Source organism: Acinetobacter nosocomialis NIPH 2119, from assembly GCF_000368085.1.
In the GTDB taxonomy this organism is placed as follows: Bacteria; Pseudomonadota; Gammaproteobacteria; order Pseudomonadales; family Moraxellaceae; genus Acinetobacter; species Acinetobacter nosocomialis.
In genome coordinates this window covers 323,556-344,229 of the sequence record NZ_KB849239.1, presented here as the reverse complement: position 1 = coordinate 344,229, position 20,674 = coordinate 323,556, and the positions used below count along the sequence as shown (strand labels likewise).

General features: G+C 38.4%; 14 protein-coding genes, 1 tRNA gene and 2 pseudogenes. 13 read left to right on the top strand and 4 right to left on the bottom strand.

Annotation, left to right across the window (positions count from 1 at the left end; all coding sequences use genetic code 11):
- Positions 1-82: 82 nt before the first annotated feature.
- The gene (gene sthA, locus F984_RS05690) at positions 83-1,495 is read right to left on the bottom strand and encodes a Si-specific NAD(P)(+) transhydrogenase (protein ID WP_002052850.1); all 1,413 of its coding nucleotides are present in this window, start codon (positions 1,493-1,495) and stop codon (positions 83-85) included.
- Positions 1,496-1,691: 196 nt separating this feature from the next.
- On the opposite strand from sthA, the gene lipA reads away from it, so the two are divergent.
- The 3 genes from lipA to F984_RS05675 all read left to right on the top strand — a co-directional run bounded on the left by lipA (position 1,692) and on the right by F984_RS05675 (position 5,939).
- On the top strand, positions 1,692-2,705 hold the full coding sequence (lipA, locus tag F984_RS05685; protein ID WP_001289255.1) for a lipoyl synthase: 1,014 nt from the start codon (positions 1,692-1,694) through the stop codon (positions 2,703-2,705).
- Positions 2,706-2,986: 281 nt separating this feature from the next.
- A complete protein-coding gene (locus F984_RS05680) occupies positions 2,987-5,452 on the top strand; it encodes an acyl-CoA dehydrogenase (protein WP_004707746.1) in 2,466 nt (821 codons plus the stop codon).
- Positions 5,453-5,555: 103 nt separating this feature from the next.
- Positions 5,556-5,939, top strand: coding sequence for a carboxymuconolactone decarboxylase family protein (locus F984_RS05675; protein WP_004707744.1), 384 nt, complete (start codon positions 5,556-5,558; stop codon positions 5,937-5,939).
- Between the two features lie 38 nt (positions 5,940-5,977).
- Here the strand turns inward: F984_RS05675 and F984_RS05670 are convergent, their stop codons facing one another.
- The gene (locus F984_RS05670) at positions 5,978-6,514 is read right to left on the bottom strand and encodes a cysteine peptidase family C39 domain-containing protein (RefSeq protein WP_004707743.1); all 537 of its coding nucleotides are present in this window, start codon (positions 6,512-6,514) and stop codon (positions 5,978-5,980) included.
- A 221-nt stretch (positions 6,515-6,735) separates the two neighbouring features.
- On the opposite strand from F984_RS05670, the gene ahcY reads away from it, so the two are divergent.
- The 4 genes and pseudogenes from ahcY to F984_RS05650 form a co-directional block, all read left to right on the top strand.
- Entirely contained in the window at positions 6,736-8,118 is a 1,383-nt protein-coding gene (gene ahcY / locus F984_RS05665) for an adenosylhomocysteinase (protein ID WP_002052729.1), read from the top strand.
- A 70-nt stretch (positions 8,119-8,188) separates the two neighbouring features.
- On the top strand, positions 8,189-9,025 hold the full coding sequence (gene metF / locus F984_RS05660) for a methylenetetrahydrofolate reductase [NAD(P)H] (RefSeq protein ID WP_004707740.1): 837 nt from the start codon (positions 8,189-8,191) through the stop codon (positions 9,023-9,025).
- An 18-nt stretch (positions 9,026-9,043) separates the two neighbouring features.
- Positions 9,044-9,766 (top strand): 16S rRNA (uracil(1498)-N(3))-methyltransferase, encoded by a 723-nt coding sequence (locus F984_RS05655; protein ID WP_004707737.1) that lies wholly within the window; start codon positions 9,044-9,046, stop codon positions 9,764-9,766.
- A gap of 134 nt (positions 9,767-9,900) precedes the next feature.
- Positions 9,901-10,221, top strand: a pseudogene (locus F984_RS05650) (histidine kinase); the annotation flags it as partial.
- 19 nt (positions 10,222-10,240) lie between these two features.
- On the opposite strand, the gene F984_RS22245 reads toward F984_RS05650, so the two are convergent.
- Positions 10,241-11,063 (bottom strand): IS5-like element ISAba27 family transposase gene (locus tag F984_RS22245; protein ID WP_076611894.1). Its coding sequence is split into 2 segments (ribosomal slippage): positions 10,241-10,681 and positions 10,683-11,063, totalling 822 coding nucleotides; the frame shifts between segments, so codons are not numbered across the junction.
- 44 nt (positions 11,064-11,107) lie between these two features.
- On the opposite strand from F984_RS22245, the pseudogene F984_RS05640 reads away from it, so the two are divergent.
- The 3 genes and pseudogenes from F984_RS05640 to F984_RS05630 all read left to right on the top strand — a co-directional run.
- Positions 11,108-13,639, top strand: a pseudogene (locus F984_RS05640) (putative bifunctional diguanylate cyclase/phosphodiesterase); the annotation flags it as partial.
- Positions 13,640-13,875: 236 nt separating this feature from the next.
- Positions 13,876-16,146: an NADP-dependent malic enzyme gene (locus F984_RS05635; RefSeq protein ID WP_002052468.1), complete on the top strand. Its 2,271-nt coding sequence runs from the start codon at positions 13,876-13,878 to the stop codon at positions 16,144-16,146.
- A 91-nt stretch (positions 16,147-16,237) separates the two neighbouring features.
- On the top strand, positions 16,238-17,476 hold the full coding sequence (locus tag F984_RS05630; protein WP_002052620.1) for a multifunctional CCA addition/repair protein: 1,239 nt from the start codon (positions 16,238-16,240) through the stop codon (positions 17,474-17,476).
- A gap of 49 nt (positions 17,477-17,525) precedes the next feature.
- Here F984_RS05630 and F984_RS05625 read toward each other — a convergent pair whose 3' ends face one another.
- Complete coding sequence (locus F984_RS05625; protein ID WP_002052780.1) at positions 17,526-18,701, bottom strand: S1C family serine protease; 1,176 nt, start codon at positions 18,699-18,701, stop codon at positions 17,526-17,528.
- A gap of 193 nt (positions 18,702-18,894) precedes the next feature.
- Between F984_RS05625 and F984_RS05620 the strand changes: the two genes are divergently transcribed.
- The 3 genes from F984_RS05620 to F984_RS05610 all read left to right on the top strand — a co-directional run bounded on the left by F984_RS05620 (position 18,895) and on the right by F984_RS05610 (position 20,649).
- The gene (locus F984_RS05620) at positions 18,895-19,653 is read left to right on the top strand and encodes a Nif3-like dinuclear metal center hexameric protein (RefSeq protein WP_004707731.1); all 759 of its coding nucleotides are present in this window, start codon (positions 18,895-18,897) and stop codon (positions 19,651-19,653) included.
- Positions 19,654-19,800: 147 nt separating this feature from the next.
- Positions 19,801-20,427 carry a superoxide dismutase gene (locus F984_RS05615; protein ID WP_000208083.1) on the top strand — a complete coding sequence of 209 codons (627 nt, stop codon included), beginning with the start codon at positions 19,801-19,803 and terminating at the stop codon, positions 20,425-20,427.
- A 146-nt stretch (positions 20,428-20,573) separates the two neighbouring features.
- Positions 20,574-20,649, top strand: a tRNA-Asn gene (locus tag F984_RS05610).
- Positions 20,650-20,674 lie beyond the last annotated feature (25 nt).

Genomic DNA, 20,674 nt, shown 5'->3' with positions numbered 1-20,674 from the left:
AAAAATATAAAAATCGTATGGTCTAATGAAAATAAAAAAGCCCGCAAGTTTGCGGGCTTTTTTATGAAAAACTTATTTAAAATCAAAATAAACGATTCATACCATTAAGTGCAGCTACACGATATGCTTCAGCCATTGTTGGATAGTTAAAAGTCGTTTCAACAAAATATTTCAAGGTATTATTTGGGCTGTGCATAACTGCCTGCCCAATGTGGATAATTTCGGCAGCATTATTACCAAAACAGTGAATACCTAAAACTTCTAAAGTGTCGCGGTGGAAAAGTATCTTCAACTCACCCACGGTATCACCCGTAATTTGTGCACGTGCTAAATGTCGGAAAGATGCCTGTCCCACTTCATATGGAATTTTCTCTTCCGTTAATTCCTGTTCATTCTTACCAATCGAAGAAATTTCAGGAATTGTATAGATACCTGTTGGAATATCACGCACTGGCTTCGCATCTTCACCACTCATGTTCGCACCAGCACAGCGTCCTTGGTCATAAGCAGCCGAAGCAAGTGAAGGCCAACCAATCACATCACCAGCAGCATAGATGTTTTCAACTTCAGTTTGATACTGATCATTTACAGAAAGTTGACCACGACTATTTGGTACTAATCCGACATTTTCAAGGCCCAAACCTTCTGTATTTCCTGAACGGCCATTACACCAAAGAATCGCATCAGCTTTAATCTTTTTACCACTTTGTAAGTGTAAAACAACGTGGTCATCAAACGTTTCAAGATGATCCATTTGCTCGTTGTGGCGAATTAACACCCCTTGCTCACGTAAGTGATAAGACAGAGCATCAGCAATTTCATCATCTAAATAACTTAATAGTTTTTGCTGAGTATTAATTAAATCAACTTTATGGTCTAAACCAATAAAGATTGAAGCATATTCACAGCCAATAACGCCTGCGCCGTAAATAATGATTTTTTGAATTGAATAATCAAGATCAAGAATTTTATCTGAATCAAATACACGAGGATGGTCAAAGTCGAGACCTTGTGGATGATAAGGACGACTACCTGTCGCAATCACGATTTGCTTACAGATAATTGTTTCTTTAATGCCTTCATGGCTAAAAACTAAAACTGTATTTTTATCTTGAATATATGCACGGCCATGGAATACACCGATTTTGTTGCGGTCATAAAAGCGTGTATGGGTATCAACTTGTTGTTGAATTACTTTGTGTGCATTACGCAAAACCTGCTTCATGGTGAACTGTTTCCATTCACCTACTTTTTGAAACATTGGATCACGTTGATAGCGGATAATACTAGATACTGTTTGACGCAATGCTTTACTTGGAATAGTCCCTACGTGAGCACAGTTACCACCAAGTTGATCACGCACATCTACAATTGCAACACGCTTACCCGCTTTTGCAAGCTTCATTGCCGCGCCTTCACCTGCAGGTCCAGAACCGAGAACTACCGTATCGTACTTAACGAAATTCCCACTAACGACCTCTTTTTTACGTGGCATTGAAAGCTCCTTCCTCTCTTGAATGACCATATTTTATAATAGATTATGACTAATATGCGGTGAATTTATGTATTTCTCAACCCTATATTTCTGAATAACCACATTTATTATATGAATAGTTATTTTCCGCTATTAACCAAAGAACTCCGCTATAATACAATGTCAATGTCTCTATAAACGAGTGGAAAAGTTAAATATGTCAGAACACCGTAAACCTGAACAGGGTGTAAAACTTCGTGGCGCAGAAAAAGTCGCAAGAATTCCTGTAAAAGTTGTACCTACGGTTGAAGTGCCGCGTAAACCTGACTGGATTCGTGTCAAGATGACGGCACCAGAAGAAGTTCAGCGTATTAAAACGACTTTACGTGCTCAAAAACTCCATACCGTTTGTGAAGAAGCAGCTTGTCCTAACCTACCAGAGTGTTTTGGTGGTGGTACAGCAACATTCATGATTATGGGCGATATTTGTACACGTCGTTGTCCGTTCTGTGATGTAGCACATGGGCGTCCAAATGCATTAGACCCTGATGAGCCTCGTCACATGGCAGAGACAATTGCCAATCTTAAGCTCAAATATGCAGTAATTACTTCGGTTGACCGTGATGACTTACTCGACGGCGGTGCACAACACTTTGTGGACTGTATTAAAGAAGCTCGTGCGCTTAGTCCAAATACATTACTCGAAATTTTAGTGCCAGACTTCCGTGGACGTATGGATATTGCTTTACGCATTATGACTGAATGTCCACCAGACGTATTTAACCACAACATTGAGACTGTACCTCGTCTGTATAAAGCCATGCGTCCAGGTTCAGATTACCAACATTCTTTAAACTTATTGAAAATGTTTAAAGAATACTGCCCTGACATTCCAACAAAATGTGGTTTGATGGTAGGTATTGGTGAAACTGAAGAAGAAGTGATTGCATTACTTGATGACTTACGTGCTCACGATGTCGACTATGTGACTATCGGTCAATATTTACAACCTTCTAAACAACACGCGCCAATTGACCGTTTTGTAACACCAGAAGAGTTTGAACGCTATGCAGAGCATGGCCGTAAACTTGGCTTTAGAAATATCTGGTCTGCACCAATGGTTCGTTCAAGTTATTTTGCTGACCGCCAATATCATGGCGAACCAGTACCAGAAGTTCGTCGTAAAGTAGATCCTGCTAAAAAAATCGCGGTTCAGGTCGTCGAAGCTTAATCTAGTAAATCTTTTTAAAAAGCCCTCTAATCTGAGGGCTTTTTATTTGTATAAGAAAATCAATAACATTTCTTGACAAATCGATAAAACAAGCCATTACACATTCATTTAAAAATATCTTATATCTAAAAGCACGATATATCCCTGCTCTAGCATATACATCAATTGCGACATAAAAAATTAAATTTAAACAGCATTAAAAAATTAGCTAGTTAAGCCTTAATCTCTCCTCGCTTTTTTTGTAACTTCCAACTTGAGGGCTTATCTAGCAAGGAGCAAGTATGATTTTCCTACTCTTTGTTTTAAGTATTGTCATTCAGCTCATTGCAATATGGGCAATTTTCTTTTTTAACCTAAACAGAGTCATTGGCAGTGTTCTTATGATTGCGGTCGCCATACTTACTGCATTCATTTTAACGCCATGGTCATTACTCTTAGGTATTCCTCTTATTGCGCTGAGCATTATCATTTTGTTTAAACCTTTACGGTTTAACTTAATTACTCAACCTGCATATAAAACTCTGGCAAATTCAATGCCGAGCATCAGCACAACCGAACAAGAAGCTTTAGAAGCAGGAACAAGCTGGTGGGAAAAAGAATTGTTTATGGGGGCTCCAGACTGGTCGCAATTTGAAAAATATCCCTATCCTACACTTTCACAAGAAGAGCAAAGTTTTATCGATAATGAAGTTGAAGTGCTATGTAGTATGCTTGATGAATGGGAAATTCATCATCAATTAAAAGACCTTCCTCCTGAAGTTTGGCAATTCATTAAAGATAAAGGTTTCTTAGGCCTAATTATTCCAAAATCCTTTGGCGGTAAAGAATTTAGCTCATTTGCTCAAAGCCGCATTATGAGCAAAATTGCCTCGCGTTCGTTAACTGCTGCGGTGAGTTGTATGGTTCCTAACTCATTAGGACCCGGCGAACTACTCATGCACTACGGTACTGATGCACAAAAACAGCAATACTTACCAGGCCTGGCTAAAGGTGAAGAGATCCCATGCTTTGGTTTAACGAGTCCAGAAGCAGGTTCAGATGCAGGCGCAATTCCAGATTCGGGAGTGGTTTGCTACGGCGAATATGAAGGCGCTCAAGTTCTTGGTCTACGCATGAATTTCTCTAAACGCTGGATTACGCTTGCTCCAATTGCCACCGTAGTTGGCCTAGCATTTAAGCTTTATGACCCTGAAGGTCTACTCGGCGATAAAAATAAAACCGAATACGGTATTACGTGTGCACTCATTCCTGCAAGCCATGCAGGTGTAAAAATAGGTGCACGCCATTATCCCGGCTCTCCATTTATGAATGGAACAGTAGAAGGTGAAGATGTCTTCATTCCAATTGATTGGATTATTGGCGGACAAGAAAATGCTGGTAAAGGCTGGCGCATGCTGATGGAATGCTTAGGCGTCGGTCGTGGCATTTCCCTTCCAGCATTAGCCACAGCCGCAGGTGAAATGAGCTATTTAACTCTCGGTGCTTTTGCGAGAATTCGTCAACAGTTCAATATTTCTGTCGGCAAATTTGAAGGTGTACAAGAAGCAAGTAGTGAAATTGCCAGTGATGCCTATATGCTTGAAGCATTCCGTTATTTAGTGACATGTGGTTTAAATCAAGGTGGAACCCCTGCCGTGATGACCGCCATGGCAAAATACTATGCAACTGAAACCATGCGCAAAGTGGTTAATCACGGCATGGATATTGCTGGTGGACGTGGTATTCAGCTTGGGCCCCGCAACTTCCTTGCACTTACCTATCAAGCTATTCCTATTGCAATTACAGTCGAAGGTGCAAATATTTTAACCCGTTCATTAATGATTTTTGGTCAGGGTTCAATGCGCTGTCACCCTTATCTTTTTGAAGAACTACAATTGCTTCAGTCTGATGATAAAGCCAATGCAGTACAAAAATTCGATGACCTGTTATTTAAACACTTAGCCTATACCTTTAACCGTGGTGCAAAATCATTTGCTTATGGTTGGACAGGTGGTTCAAGTGATGCACCTCAATCATCAGATCAGTTCACTGCGAGTTACTATAAAACGATTAATCGTTTTAGTGCCAACTTCGCACTTGTTTCTGACATGTCGCTTGGCTTACTTGCCGGAGATTTAAAACGTAAAGAAATGCTATCAGGACGTTTGGCCGATATACATGCGCATTTATTTATATCTACTGCAATTTTAAAATTTTATGAAGCTGGGCAAAAAACTGAAGCTGAACAACTGCATGCTAAACTAGCACTACAAAAAGCATTCTTGAATATTCAGGAAGCGTTTTGGGGGCTATTTGATAACTTCCCAGCCAAGTTTCCAGCAGCACTTGTAAAATGGATATGTTTCCCGTTAGGCCGCATTATTTCAAAACCTGACGATGAGCTAAAACAACAAGTAGCTGAACTTATGATGGAAGAACACCCATTTAGAGAGCAACTTAAACACCATGTGTACTATTCAACTGAACCTAATGACGTGACTGGACGTCTGGAACATACATTCCAGATTTTAAGAACCATCGAGCCGCTTTGGGATAAGTTTAAGAAAGCTGAATCTAAAGGAAAATTTACAGGGCTTACTTTTGAAGAGAATATTGCACAGGCTACAAAAGAAGGCTTTATTTCTGATAGCGAAGCTCAACAATTGTTGCAATACAACGCAATTCGATTTGACAGCATGCTTACCGATGTTTTTGATGAAAAACTCGACAAGGATCTGCCTTTATCAAACCCTCATCAAATAGTGTGACTGATGCCTCCACCAATTCACTATTGCAATCATTTTTGATTCGCATTAATTAATAAATAACCATAAAAGCGTCACTCGACGCTTTTATTTTTAGGAGAAATTAATGTCTAAGCAAGATTACGAAAATGGATTAAAAGTACGCATAGAAGTAATGGGAGAAGCTTTTGTAAAACGTGCACAAGAAAATACGGTACCCTTTACCCAGCCCTTACAAGACTGGATTAATGAACATGCTTGGGGTTCGACTTGGCAGCGTGAAGGTGTGCTACCACGTAAATATCGCTCATTAATCACTCTAGCAATGTTAACTGCGCTTAAATCTCCTACCGAGCTTAAAGGCCATGTCCGTGGTGCACTCAATAATGGTTGTACAGTGGAAGAAATTCAGGAAACTTTATTGCATAGTTTGCCATATTGCGGTGCTCCTGCTACTCAGGAAGCTTTTCGCGCTGCTTTAGAAGTCATTCAAGAATATCAACAACAATAACTTTAATCTGAGCCAGAACTCTACTGGCTCACTTTGATCTAATTTAATGTAGTCGAATAAATATTTAAATTACGTTCACCAATTATAATAGCCTGACGACAAATTCCTTCTGCTTTACGCTGGTTCTCAAAAACTGTTGCCGACATCGGCTCAAAACTATCAAAAAAGCAAATTTCCTTTTGATCTATAGAATAAACCAGTGACTGATTACCTACACCATCTAAAGTGTCGTAGTACACAATCATCATTTTTCCATGATGAATAGCAGCTTGAATATCTTGATAGCTCAAAGCAGATCCTATTGGAATTTTTAGTACCTTTGCTTCTTTATAGCTCATGCGTTCGCTCGGGCTAATATTGGGATCATGATCTGAGTGAAAGGACACATCAAAACCAAACTTTTTTAAAGCAACAGCTAAAGCAATGGTATAGGTACCATCTTGCTCATATCGGCAAACTTTAATCAACTCAGCGACATCAATTTCTATCCCATAATGCTTTAGTACCATCCAAACTGCGAAAACTCCACTGTTCGCTTCGAGATTTGCCAAAGATTCGGGAATATTTAAGGCCATAATTTAAACCTAAAGTCGTAATTAAGCAGATAATAAACAAAACTGGATTGGCACTAAAAGCTTTTCCAAGTACAATGTTTCGCTAGTCGAGGGATGCTGCGACAAATGATCGGCACTAAAGATCATTTTGCCAGGCTCGACGATCGGTTAAACACTCGTTTTAACCAACAACGGCATCCGCGAACAGAATGATCAATACTATTTTTTCCTAGGAGATCCTGATGAACGCGGTTAATGCTTCATTTACAGATTACAAAGTTGCTGACATCTCACTTGCTGACTACGGTCGTAAAGAAATCAAACTTGCTGAAGCAGAAATGCCAGCTTTGATCGGCTTACGTAAACGCTATGCAGCTTCTAAACCACTTGCTGGCGCAAAAATTCTTGGCTGTATCCACATGACCATTCAAACAGCGGTTCTTATTGAAACGCTTGTTGAATTAGGTGCTGAAGTTCGCTGGACATCTTGCAACATTTTCTCTACTCAAGACCATGCTGCTGCTGCAATTGCTGCTCGCGGTATTCCAGTTTTTGCTTGGAAAGGTGAAACTGAAGAAGAATATGTATGGTGCTTAGAACAACAGATCAATGTAAATGGTCAACCTTGGGATGCCAACATGATTTTGGACGATGGCGGTGACTTAACTGCTCTTGTTCATGAAAAATACCCTGCTCTTTTAGAACGTATTCACGGTATTACCGAAGAAACAACTACAGGTGTTCAACGTCTTATCGAAATGTGGAAAGACGGATCTTTGAAAGTACCTGCAATTAATGTAAACGACTCTGTTACTAAGTCTAAAAACGACAACAAATATGGCTGCCGTCACTCATTAAATGACGCAATCAAACGTGCTACAGATATGTTGTTATCTGGCCGCCGTGCGCTTGTGATCGGTTACGGTGACGTAGGTAAAGGTTCTGCTCAATCTTTACGTCAAGAAGGCATGATCGTTCGCGTAACAGAAGTTGATCCAATTTGTGCAATGCAAGCATGTATGGACGGCTATGAAGTTGTATCTCCATACAAAAACGGCGTACAAACAGGTAAAAAAGAAGATATTAACCACGATCTTCTTGGCAACACTGACCTTGTTGTAACAACGACTGGTAACTACCACGTGTGTGATGCCGCAATGCTAGACAGCTTAAAAGCTGGTGCAGTTGTATGTAACATCGGTCACTTCGACACAGAAATCGATACAGCTTATTTACGTGGTTACAAGTGGGTTGAAGTTAAGCCACAAGTTCACCAAGTTTATCGTTCAGAAGACGAAAACAACTATCTTATCCTTCTTTCTGAAGGTCGCCTTGTAAACTTAGGTAATGCAACTGGTCACCCATCACGTGTAATGGATGGTTCTTTTGCTAACCAAGTTTTAGGCCAAATTCACTTATTCCAAGAGAAATTTGCTGACCTTCCTGCAAGCGAAAAAGCTGCAAAAATTCGCGTAGAAGTTCTTCCTAAGAAACTTGATGAAGAAGTTGCTGCAGCAATGGTTGCAGGTTTCGGTGGTGTACTTACTCAGTTAACTCAAGAGCAAGCCGATTATTTAGGTGTTGCTGTTGAGGGACCATTCAAATCTGACGCTTACAAATACTAAGAACTTAAGGGCAGACGGTGAACCGACTGCCCTTTTTTCTAAAATGTTTCGCTGTTTACAAGGATTTGACATGACTAAACGTACACCTATTTCTTTTGAGTTTTTCCCGCCAAAAACTGATGCCGGTGCTGAAAAACTTCGTATTGTTCACCAAGAATTACAGCTATTAAATCCAGAGTTTTTCTCGATTACTTATGGCGCTGGTGGTTCTACTCGCGAACGTACACTTGCCGCTATTGAAGATTTCAACGGTAAAGGCACTCCTGTTGCCCCTCACCTTTCTTGTATTGGTGATGATAAGACGCGTATTGCTGAACTACTCGATTTATATAAAGCTCAAGGCATTGACCGTATTGTCGCTTTACGTGGTGACTTACCATCTGGACAGGTTGGTCTTGGCGAGCTTCCTTATGCTCAAGACTTAGTACGTTTTATTCGTGAGCACTCAGGTGATCATTTTCATATTGAAGTTGCAGCTTACCCAGAAATGCATCCTCAAGCTGAAAGTCTTGATTCAGACATCCAACGTTTTATTGAAAAAGTACAAGCTGGTGCCAATGCTGGAATTACCCAATTCTTCTTTAATCCAGATTCATACTTTTATTTTATGGAGCGTTTGGAAAAAGCTGGAATTAACATTCCGGTAGCTCCTGGTATCATGCCGATTACCAATGCAAGCAACTTAATTCGCTTTGCAGATGGTACTGGTGCTGAAATTCCTCGCTGGATCCGTAAGCAGTTACAAGCCTATGGCGATGACAGTGAAAGTATTAAAGCTTTTGGTCATGAAGTTGTTGTTAAGCTATGCGAACGCCTGATTGCAGGTGGTGCACCAAGCTTGCACTTCTACTCAATGAACCAAGTCGAACCAACTCGTCAACTTGTTGTTGATCTTGGTTTAAATTAATTTTGTAAGGCGTACCCAATGAATCGTTTTTTTATCGAAACTGAACTTACAGTTGGCTCAACAATTCAGCTGACTGAATCGGTATTCCATCATTGGGTACGTGTTTTACGTGCACAAATACAAGAACAAGCGACTCTATTTAATGGACAAGGCGGAGAATATCTCGCAACATTGACCGAAATTAATAAAAAAAATTCATTTGTCACAATTGAGAGTTTTAATCCTGCAAACCGTAACGCTCCTTTTAAAGCTATTCTTGGTCAGGTCATGAGTAAAGGTGACCGAATGGATTATGCTATTCAGAAAGCCACTGAACTTGGTGTTAGCAAAATTCAGCTTTTAACCAGTGAACGTTGTGAAATGCGTTTGAAATATGACCGAGACCAAAAAAAATTAGACCATTGGCAAGCTGTTGCGATTGCAGCATGTGAGCAATGTGGACTTAACTTAGTCCCAGAAGTTTTAGCCCCTATTTCGCTTAATGAATGGCTAAGCTCTTCTGAACTTCCTGTATCTAAATTTGTTTTAGCTCCTGAAAAAGAACAAAAAGATGTATTGTCAGGGATTCAGCCTGAACTTGCCCTATTAATTGGTCCAGAGGGTGGTTTAAGCGAAAATGAAATTACGCAAGCGAATCAAGCTGGTTTTATGAACTGGTGTATTGGAGATCGTGTATTACGCACTGAAACTGCACCTGTTGTAGCATTATCTATTTTAAATTATCGGTTTTTATCCATATAAACTAATTGAACATTGATTAAATCAACAATTAAAGTTAACTTACTTTTACTGTATGAATATTAATTTAAATTTTTTTCCACTGATAAATCAGATTCTTTCTGTATAAATGTAAAAAAATAGGATAGAAAAATCTTATGTCTGGCCTTCAGGAAGAATATTTACAGCATCAAACAAAAATTGAACAGCTCCGGCTCTCAATTCAATATATTCGCTGGTATCTGATTAGCCTAATATTACTTTGCCTAATTTCAGCCCTTATTTTCTCTTGTTACTTTACTTCTTACATTACAAAGTTTATTTGGTCAATTGGCTTTACCGTTTTAATTTTTACCTGTCTATTATTTATTCCAAAACTTTTAACACAATATCGCGATATTAATTTTATTAAAAAAACTGATTTGACCCTGCAAGCTATTTGTTTGCTCTCTGGAATTTTAATGGGAATAAATATAATTAGACCTCTTGCGAAAGTCGTTATTGCAAGTTCATCCGATTTACCAGTGCAGCGATTAAGTTAATGCGTAAACCGAATCTTTTCCGTCTATTTCGATAGCGTTCACTTAATATTCTAAATGTTTTCAATTGACTATTAATATGTTCGATCACAACTCGTATTTTTCCAATCATTTTATTGTACTTTTTCTCAACATCAAATAAGGGTAAATTCTTCTTTTTCTTTATTGGCATCAATAATTTAAAGCCATCTTGCTCTAATCCGTAGTACCCTAAATCGGTCATAACATATTTACAATGTTTGAATTTTTTAACCGTTCTTCTTGCCAATTTAATGTCATGCTGACTGCCATTCGATATATCTAGCCCTATGATTTGTTTGCTGTTCGGATGATAGATCACTTGTGCTTTTAGCGTATGTTTCTTCTTTTTACCACTGTAGAACTTACTCTGATTTTTTTTTCGGACGTTCTATTGAACATTCTGTCGCATCAATAATGACCCAGTTAAACTGTTCGTCTGCTGTGGTAATGCTTCGTTTTGGCAGAGTAAACCGTCTTGATTTCATCAATGCATCTTCAACCTTTTTAATGGTTCGATTCACATTACTTTCAGCGATATGGTAATTTGCAGCCAACTCCAATTGAGTGCTGTAATTCCGTAAGTAATTGAGTGTTAATAATAATTGATCCTCTATAGCTAAAGTATGAGGACGCCCAGATTTCTTTTTAAGTGATTCTACTTCTTTTAAAACTTCGATCATTTCACTAAAAACTGGTCGAGGTACACCAACCAAGCGCTGGAATTCAGAATCTGAAAAACGATTTAATTTCTGATATCTCATGAAATTTAGATTGAGGTGGTTTTTACTTTCGCAAGAGGTCTATTGTTCTTCATTTTTCGCTTCCAGCTAGCTTAATCTCCGTATCCGATGTTCATATCCTAATCGCCCTATTTATTACTTCAGCACACATTATTGGTCTTACTTTTTTAACTCAGCAGCCCCGATATTTTTATTTACTCTTTATTCCAAGTACAGTTCCACTCCTTATTAGTCAATTTACCCATTCTCAAGTCACCCAACTTCCTTTTTACTTTGCTTATAACTTAGCCTTTGTAGCAACTTTGCTTTGTGCATATGCAACTCAACGTAACTATCAAAAAATTTCTCAACTATTATTTAAAAATAAGCAACTTGTACAAGTCGCAGAACAGCATACTCAATGGGCTGAAGAGTTATGTGTACAGCTCCAACAAGAAGTAAGTAAATCCAAAGATATTGAAGCACAGCTTCAATTTAATAATCATTTACTCGAACAAAAAGTACGTGAGAGAACATACGACTTAACCAAAATGAATGAGAGGCTTGAAAGTCATCATCATAATTTAGCATTTGCCCATGAAACTGCAGGTATTCGACCGTGGGACTGGGATATTGAAAAACAAAAACTAGAAATCACTTTTTTTGATCAACAAAAACAAACGCAAAATACCTCTTTACATCTCAAAGCCATATTAGAGCGTATTCATCCGAATGACCGAAAATTATTTGATGAACGTTTAAAAGAACATTTGGAAGGAAAATCTGATCATTTCAATATTACTTTTCGTATTTTACGTCGTAATGGCTCTTGGCGCTGGATTCATGATGTAGGGCGTGTCATTAGCCGTGATCCTAAAACCAATAAAGCTTTACGCATGGTTGGAATGACCAGAGATATTCATCAGGAAAAAAAAGATCAAGAGCATCTAAGACTCTGCGCTATTGTTCTTGAACAAGCTGCTGAAGGAATTTTCATTCTTGATGAAAAACTTAATTATATTGATGTTAATCCTTATTATGAAAAATTAACTGGTTTTTCGAAATCTGAGTTATTAAATCAGCAGTTATTTAACATCGCAATAAATCAGAAATTGCAGCAACAACAGTTTCATGACTCGATTACCCAACAACTTCTTAAAACTGGTGAATATATGGGCCAGTTTGATGAAAAATTTGCATCGGGTAAGAGCGTTTATTTATGGCTTCATATTAATGCGGTTAAAGATGAACACAATCAAGTCATTAATTATATTGGTTTTGCACGTGATTTAACTGAGCAAAAACGCCAAGAACAACATTTATCTTATTTAAAAAATTATGATAGTTTAACTCACCTTCCTAACCGTTTTTATTATTACAATCAATTACATCAATATTTAGTCAATCCTTCTTATAGTTTTAAAAATCTGGCATTAATTCGAATTAATATTGATAGATTTAGAGCATTTAATGAGTTCTTAAATAATGATAGTGGTGACGAACTACTGAAACAATTTGCACAGCGTCTACGTCTCACCAATATTAATGCTATTTTAGTCGCTTATTTAAATGGGGACGATTTTGCGATTATTTATGAAATATCACCGATTCACCCAAATATTGAGCAATATTGTCAAAATATATTACAAGCTTTGAATGCACCTTTTTATATTGATCAGCAGGAATATTTTATTACAGCATCTATTGGAGTCGCTTGTTTTCCAGAACATGGCAGACAAGTTGACCATCTTAACAACCACGCTGAACAAGCATTGTCAGAAGCAAAACGTCTGGGAGGCAATACTATTAGCTATTATTGTAATAAAACAACAAATCCATATAAGACAGCCGATTTAGAACAAGAACTCCGTAAAGCCATTCAAAATGATGAGTTCGTTGTTTATTACCAACCGAAAATTAATTTAAATGACAAATCAGTTAAGGGTTTTGAAGCTTTAATTCGCTGGCAACATCCTGAAAAAGGACTAGTTATGCCAAATATGTTTATTCCTTTTGCTGAACGTAGTAGCCTTATTTCTGATATCGGTAAAGTCGTTTTAGATAAAGTCGGCAAACAATTACAAGAATGGAAAAAAGCTGGCTATACAGATATCCAAGTCTCGGTAAATATTGTTGCCCAACAAATTCATCGAGGCCTTTTACTCAATGACTTGGATGAGTTTTTAGAACAATATCAGTTAGATGGTTCAAATTTAGAGCTAGAAATTACCGAATCGGCTTTATTAGACAATACTGATAATGTGAAAAAATTATTGCATTCAATTAAAGAACGCAATATTTCAATTGCACTCGATGATTTTGGTACAGGTTATTCATCTTTAGCTTATCTAACAGAGTACCCAATCGATATTTTGAAAATAGATCGAGCTTTTATTTCTAAAATTGGTGATCAAAAACAAGAAGCGATTGTCAATGCCATGATTGCGATGGGTAAAAGCATGGGATTAAAACTGGTTGCTGAAGGTGTTGAAACTGAGGAACAAGTCATTTATCTACAAAAACAACAATGTGATTTTTTACAAGGCTATTTCTTTAGTCGCCCACTCCATCCAAATCAGATTATTCAATATCTACAATCAAATACGTATATTTCATAATTGTTTTAACAGTCTATTTTACATGCGCTGGTTTTTCCAAAAATGAGCGTTTTTGACTGTGAGAAATAAGGAAGTAGTGTTATATTCTTTAGCATTTAGCTCACTACGGGGCTATTGGCAATTCGTCTACTATTCTCTTAATTGGTAAAAATTAAAGCAAAGTAAACGAAATGAGTTGCCTCCCCCTAAATGAGTGATTTGACTAGTTTGCTTTTTTGTATCAAATAGAGACTCAGATGGACGATCAATCTTTAAAACAGGCCGCTTTAAATTACCACGAATATCCAAATCCAGGGAAAATCAGCGTCACGCCTAGTAAGCAACTCGTCAACCAACGAGATTTGGCTCTAGCTTATTCACCAGGGGTTGCTGCTCCATGTTTAGAGATTGAACGTGATCCTTCAGCTGCTGCAAAATACACAGCGCGTGGTAACTTAGTTGCTGTTGTCAGTAACGGTACTGCGGTTCTTGGTTTAGGTAACATCGGTCCATTAGCTTCTAAACCGGTAATGGAAGGTAAAGGCGTTCTGTTTAAAAAGTTCGCTGGTGTTGATGTATTTGATATTGAAATTGCTGAAAACGATCCAGATAAAATCGTTGATATTGTTGCTTCATTAGAACCAACTTTTGGCGGCATTAACCTTGAAGATATCAAAGCACCAGAATGTTTCTATATTGAGAAGAAACTTCGTGAACGCATGAAAATTCCTGTGTTTCATGATGACCAACACGGTACAAGTATTATTGTAGGTTCAGCATTATTAAATGCTCTACAAATCGTTAACAAGAAAATTGAAGAAATCAAAATCGTTGCTTCAGGTGCAGGTGCTGCTGCCCTTTCTTGTTTAGATTTACTTTGCGCGTTAGGCGTAAATAAAGAAAATATCATTGTTGCCGATTCTCGTGGTCTACTTACGACTTCACGTGAAGGCTTAGATGAATCTAAAAAGCGTTATGTACAAGACATTAAAGCGACTCAATTACATGAAGTAATGGCTGGCGCAGATATGTTCTTAGGTCTTTCAGCTGCAGGTATTCTCACCAAAGATATGGTGAAACAAATGGCTGAAAATCCAATTATTTTTGCATTAGCAAACCCAGATCCAGAAATTCTGCCTGAACATGCACATGAAGTACGTCCTGATGTCATTATGGCAACTGGTCGTTCGGACTACCCGAACCAAGTAAACAATGCGTTATGTTTCCCTTATATCTTCCGTGGTGCACTTGACGTAGGTGCGACAACCATTAACGAAGATATGAAAATTGCATGTGTACACGCAATTGCACGTATGGCTCACGTAGAAGCTGACGCAGCTACTTATGGTGAAAAATCTGCTTCATTTGGTCGTGACTACTTAATTCCACGCCCACTTGATCAACGCTTAATTTTAGAAATCGCACCTGCTGTTGCTAAAGCAGCAATGGATTCAGGTGTTGCAACTCGCCCTATCGAAGATTTCTCTGCATATCGTCAAAAACTTTCTGAGTTTGTTTATAACTCAGCATTCTTGATGAAACCAATCTTTGCTCAAGCAAAAACAGATCCTAAACGTATTGCATATGCTGAAGGCGAAGATGAGCGCGTATTACGTGCTGTTCAAATTGCAGTTGATGAAGATTTAGCTAAACCAATTTTAGTTGGTCGTACTGCAGTCATTGAAGCAAACATCAAAAAATTAGGTCTACGTTTACAACACGGTGTAAATATTGAGATTGTAGATCAAGAACAAAACCCGATGTATGAAGAGTTTTGGAAAGACTACTACCAAACAATGCAACGTAAAGGCATTACTGTTGAATATGCTCAACGTGAAGCTCGCCGTCGCTCAACTTTAATTGCATCTCTTCTGGTTAAATTCGGCAAAGCAGATGGTATGTTATGTGGTACGTACAGTAGCTATAACATTCACCTTGACTTTGTGCGTAACGTTATTGGTCTTAAAGAAGGTATGAACAACTTCTTCACGCTCAATGCATTAATGCTTGAAGACCGTAACTTGTTTATTGCTGATACGTATGTAAACACTAACCCGACTGCCGAACAACTTGCTGAAATGACAATCTTAGCAGCTGAAGAAGTACGTCGCTTTGGTATTACACCACGTGTAGCTTTACTTTCTCACTCAAGTTTCGGTAGCGACCAGACTGATTCAAGCGCTCAAAAAATGCGTGAAGTTTATCGTATTTTATCTGAGCAAGCTCCTGAGCTTGAAGTTGAAGGTGAAATGCATGGTGATGCAGCGTTAGACGAAAGCATTCGTCAATATGCTTTCCCAGGTTCACGTTTCAAAGGTTCAGCAAACTTGCTGATTATGCCGAACCTAGATGCAGCAAACATTTCATTTAACTTGTTAAAAGCAACTTCTGGTAACAACGTTACAATTGGTCCAATTTTGCTAGGTGCTGCTAAACCAGTTCATATTTTGACACCTACAGCGACGACTCGCCGCCTTATCAATATGACTGCTTTAACTGTTGCTGAAATTCAACAACAAGAAAAGTAATTTAGAAACTGCTTTTTACGAAAAGCATCTCTAATCACTTGAGAAAACCTCTATTCTGTAGCATGATTGCTTGAAGAATAGAGGTTTTTTCATGCAAGTGTATTTAGTAGGCGGTGCCGTCCGAGATTTTTTACTTGGGCATCCCTATCAAGAAAAAGACTATGTTGTGGTCGGTGCAACGCCGGAACACATGCTCGCCCAAGGTTTCCAGCCTGTAGGCAAAGATTTCCCTGTGTTTCTTCATCCTCAAACCAAAGAAGAATACGCACTTGCACGAACCGAACGAAAGTCTGGTCAGGGATATCATGGGTTTCAATTCTTTACTGATACAACCGTAAGTTTAGAAGACGACTTAATTCGCCGTGACTTAACAATTAATGCAATTGCCATGGATCAAGATGGCAAAATATATGATCCATATGGTGGTCAAAGCGACTTAGAAAATAAAATTCTACGTCATGTTTCAGAAGCATTTGCTGAGGATCCCTTACGGGTTTTGCGTGTCGCTCGTTTTGCTGCACGATATTTTCCATATGGTTTTCAAATTGCGCCAGAGACTTTGCAACTTATGCAAACCATGGCAGAGTCAGGTGAACTGGATGCATTAACACCAGAGCGTGTTTGGAAAGAGACCTCTCGCGCTTTAATGGAAACTCATGCAGATATTTATTTTCAAACTTTGCGTGATTGTGGCGCATTAAAACATCTTTTCCCTGAAATTGATGCTTTATTTGGTGTACCTCAACGTCCTGAATATCATCCTGAAGTAGATTGTGGCGTTCATACCCTTATGTCATTACAACAAGCTTGTAAATCGAATTACTCACTCGATGTACGTTTTGCTGTTTTAGTGCATGATTTAGGTAAGGCTCTTACTCCAGCCGATGAGCTTCCTCGTCATATCATGCATGAAGAACGTGGAATTAAACCAGTTACTCAATTATGTGAACGTTTAAGAGTCCCAACGCAAACCAAGCAGTTGGCATTATCAGTGTGTAAAGAGCATTTAAAATGCCACCAGATTATGTCATTAAAGCCAGGTACTTTATGGCGTCTATTACAACGCTTAGATGTTTTACGTCGTCCAGAAAGAGTAGAAGCTTTTGTCCAAGCCTGTGAATGTGATGCAAAAGGCAGATTAGGGCTAGAAGATCGTCCGTATCCTCAAGCTCAATATATGCGTGAAGCGATGCAGATTGTTCGCTCTATTAAAGTTCAGGATTTACCAGAGAACATTAAGGGTGCAGAAATTGGTGAAATGCTCATTCAATATCGAATTGAGGCTTTAGCTGAGTTTAAAAATCAACATCAAAGCCTTAGCCACTCTTAATCAGTAGTCATAAAAAAAGCCTCATCTTGAGGCTTTTTTTATTGAGGTTTTAACGTTTAGGAAGCGGGATATACTGAGATTGAGTATTTTGCGCTTTTCGCTCGCCCACAGTCACAACAAAGTTTTGTTGTTTACCATCTCGTTCAACCAATACATTAATTTCACTATTTGGCGCCTGTAAAGCAACGTAGTTAATCAAATGAGAAGCCGAAGTAATCGGTTCATTATTCACCTGAACAATTTTATCGCCCACTTTAATACCAGCAGAAGCCGCTGGACCATTTTTTAATACATCAGCAACGATTACACCAACTGGTGGTTTTGGTGCCAATACATCGTCTTGTGTAGGTGGTAGTAAACTAATACCTAACCAACCACGAACCACACGGCCATCTTTTAAAATTGAGTTAAGTACTTGTTGACAAACCTTCGCGGGAATAGCGAAACCAATACCTAAAGAACCACCCGATTGTGAAAAAATAGCAGTATTGACGCCAATCAAGTTACCAGCAACGTCAATTAAGGCTCCCCCTGAATTTCCAGGGTTAATTGCTGCATCAGTTTGAATAAAGTCTTCATAGGTATTAATACCTAAATCTGATCGACCTGTCGCTGAAACAATACCTTGAGTTACCGTTTGTCCTACACCAAACGGGTTACCAATTGCTAAAACAACGTCACCCACTTCATTACCACTCAATTTAAATGGCAATACTGGCAGTTTATCTAAATCGATTTTAATAACTGCCAAATCTGTATCTGGGTCAGTCCCCACAATTGTAGCTTCTGCACGACGTCCGTCATGTAAAGCAACTACGATCTGGTCAGCTTGGGCAATCACATGGTTGTTGGTAAGAATATAACCATCAGCACGAACAATAACCCCTGAACCTAAGCTATTTTCATTTTGCTGTTGTTGTTCGGGAACCTGATTTCCAAAAAATTCACGGAAAACCGGATCACTTAATAAAGGATGATTTTGTTTAACTTTCTGGGTCGTAAAAATATTAACAACTGCCGGCGCTGCAACTTTTACCGCAGCACTATAAGATACCACCCCACCCGTTCGAGAAGTATTCACCAGAGGCTCAACTTTCTCAGCAGGCATTTGCACCCCATCAACTGCAACAGTTGGTTTCGGCTGATGGTATTTTTGCCATGCAATAAAACTGGCAATTACAATAATAAGTAACACCCAAGGTAACCATGTAAAGGTGCGGCGCACGTTCATATCCTCTACGCAAAGAAGTTTTTAATTAAATTAATATATTGAACAAAAAGAGTTTTCAGTTAAGCATTTTAAATTAAATATGTCGATATACATAAAAAAGTCAAAAAAGATTTGTCTAGCTTTAGTTACACAACAAAATATGTTTCTATAGCTTTAGCAACTTTTACTACTCAATTCAGGAAATATCATGGCAAATTTGCATGAAATTATTCAGTGGTGCGACCAAACCTTAAAAGCAGCAGAGTTTAAAGATTACGCACCAAATGGCCTGCAAATTGAAGGTTCAACTGAAGTAAAACGTATTGTTTGTGCAGTGACTGCTTCTGAAGATGCAATTGATGCAGCTATTGCTCAAAATGCCGATCTATTACTTGTACACCACGGTTATTTTTGGAAAGGCGAACCGTATCCTATTACTGGTATGCGAGGCAACCGCATTAAAAAACTCATTCAAAATAATATTTCATTAGTCGCTTATCATCTACCTTTAGATGCACACCCATCTTTGGGCAATAATATCGCCATTGCAGAAAAGCTAAACTTGCAAAGCTTAGAACCACTCGATTTAACCGAGAAACATCCAATTGGTAATATTGGTTATTTAGAACAAGCACTTCCTGTAGATGACTTTAAAGCAAAACTACAAAACAGCTTTGATTTTAAAGTGATTCACTTACCAGCCGAGAAGAAAACGATTCAAAAAGTAGGTTTCTGTACAGGCGGCGCTCAAGATTTTATTGCTAAAGCTGCTTTGCAAAACTGTGATGCTTATATTTCAGGGGAAGTCAGTGAACGAACTTTTTATGAAGCAAAAGAATTAGGTGTTCATTATTTTGCCTGCGGTCACCATGCAACCGAACGTTATGGAGTTCAACGTTTGGCACAAGCCATTTCAAAACAGTTCACTGTTGAATCTGAATATTTTGAATTGAATAATCCGATTTAATTAAGTCTTTTTTTCAATCTGTGTTATGCGTATTAATTAGATCTTTATTGTGTATAGTTCTTTAAAACGATGCCCTATTGTTAACAGAATCATTTACAATAGAGCCACTTAATATTGTATAACCCAGCAAATGCAAGGAATAGGAACATGACAACCATTACTTTACCTGCACTTCCATATGGCTATGATGATTTAGCGCCACATATCAGTAAAGAAACTTTAGAATACCATCACGACAAACACCATAACACCTATGTTGTTAACTTAAACAACTTAATCAAAGGCACTGACCTTGAAGGTAAAACTTTAGAAGAAATCATCAAAGCAACTGCTGGTGACGCATCTAAAGCTGGTATTTTCAACAATGCTGCTCAAGTTTGGAACCACACTTTCTACTGGAACAGCATGAAGCCAAATGGTGGTGGAAAGCCTACTGGCGCAATCGCTGCTAAAATCGACGAAGCTTTTGGTAGCTACGAAAAATTTGCAGAAGAATTTACTGCTGCTGCAACAACCCAATTCGGTTCAGGTTGGGCTTGGTTAGTTGCTGATGAAGTAAACGGTAAACTTTCTATTACTAAAACTTCAAATGCAGACACTCCACTTGCACATGGTCAAATTGCTGTATTAACAATTGACGTATGGGAACATGCTTACTACATCGATTTCCGTAACTTACGTCCTAAATACATCGCAACTTTCTTAGAAAGCCTTGTGAACTGGGACTATGCAAATGCAAAACTTGCAGGTCAGCCAGCTGGTGTAGAGAAATAATTTTATTTCTTTATAAAAAACCACCCTCTTTAGGGTGGTTTTTTTATTTTTAAGGCAACAAAAGCATATTAATCAAGCAAACGATTCATTTTCTTTAATATTCTTATTGACGCTTTTAGATTTCATCCATAAAATGCGCATCAGATTCTCCAATAGCTCAGTCGGTAGAGCGACGGACTGTTAATCCGCAGGTCCCTGGTTCGAGCCCAGGTTGGAGAGCCATCTACTAGTCTCCCATAGCTCAGTC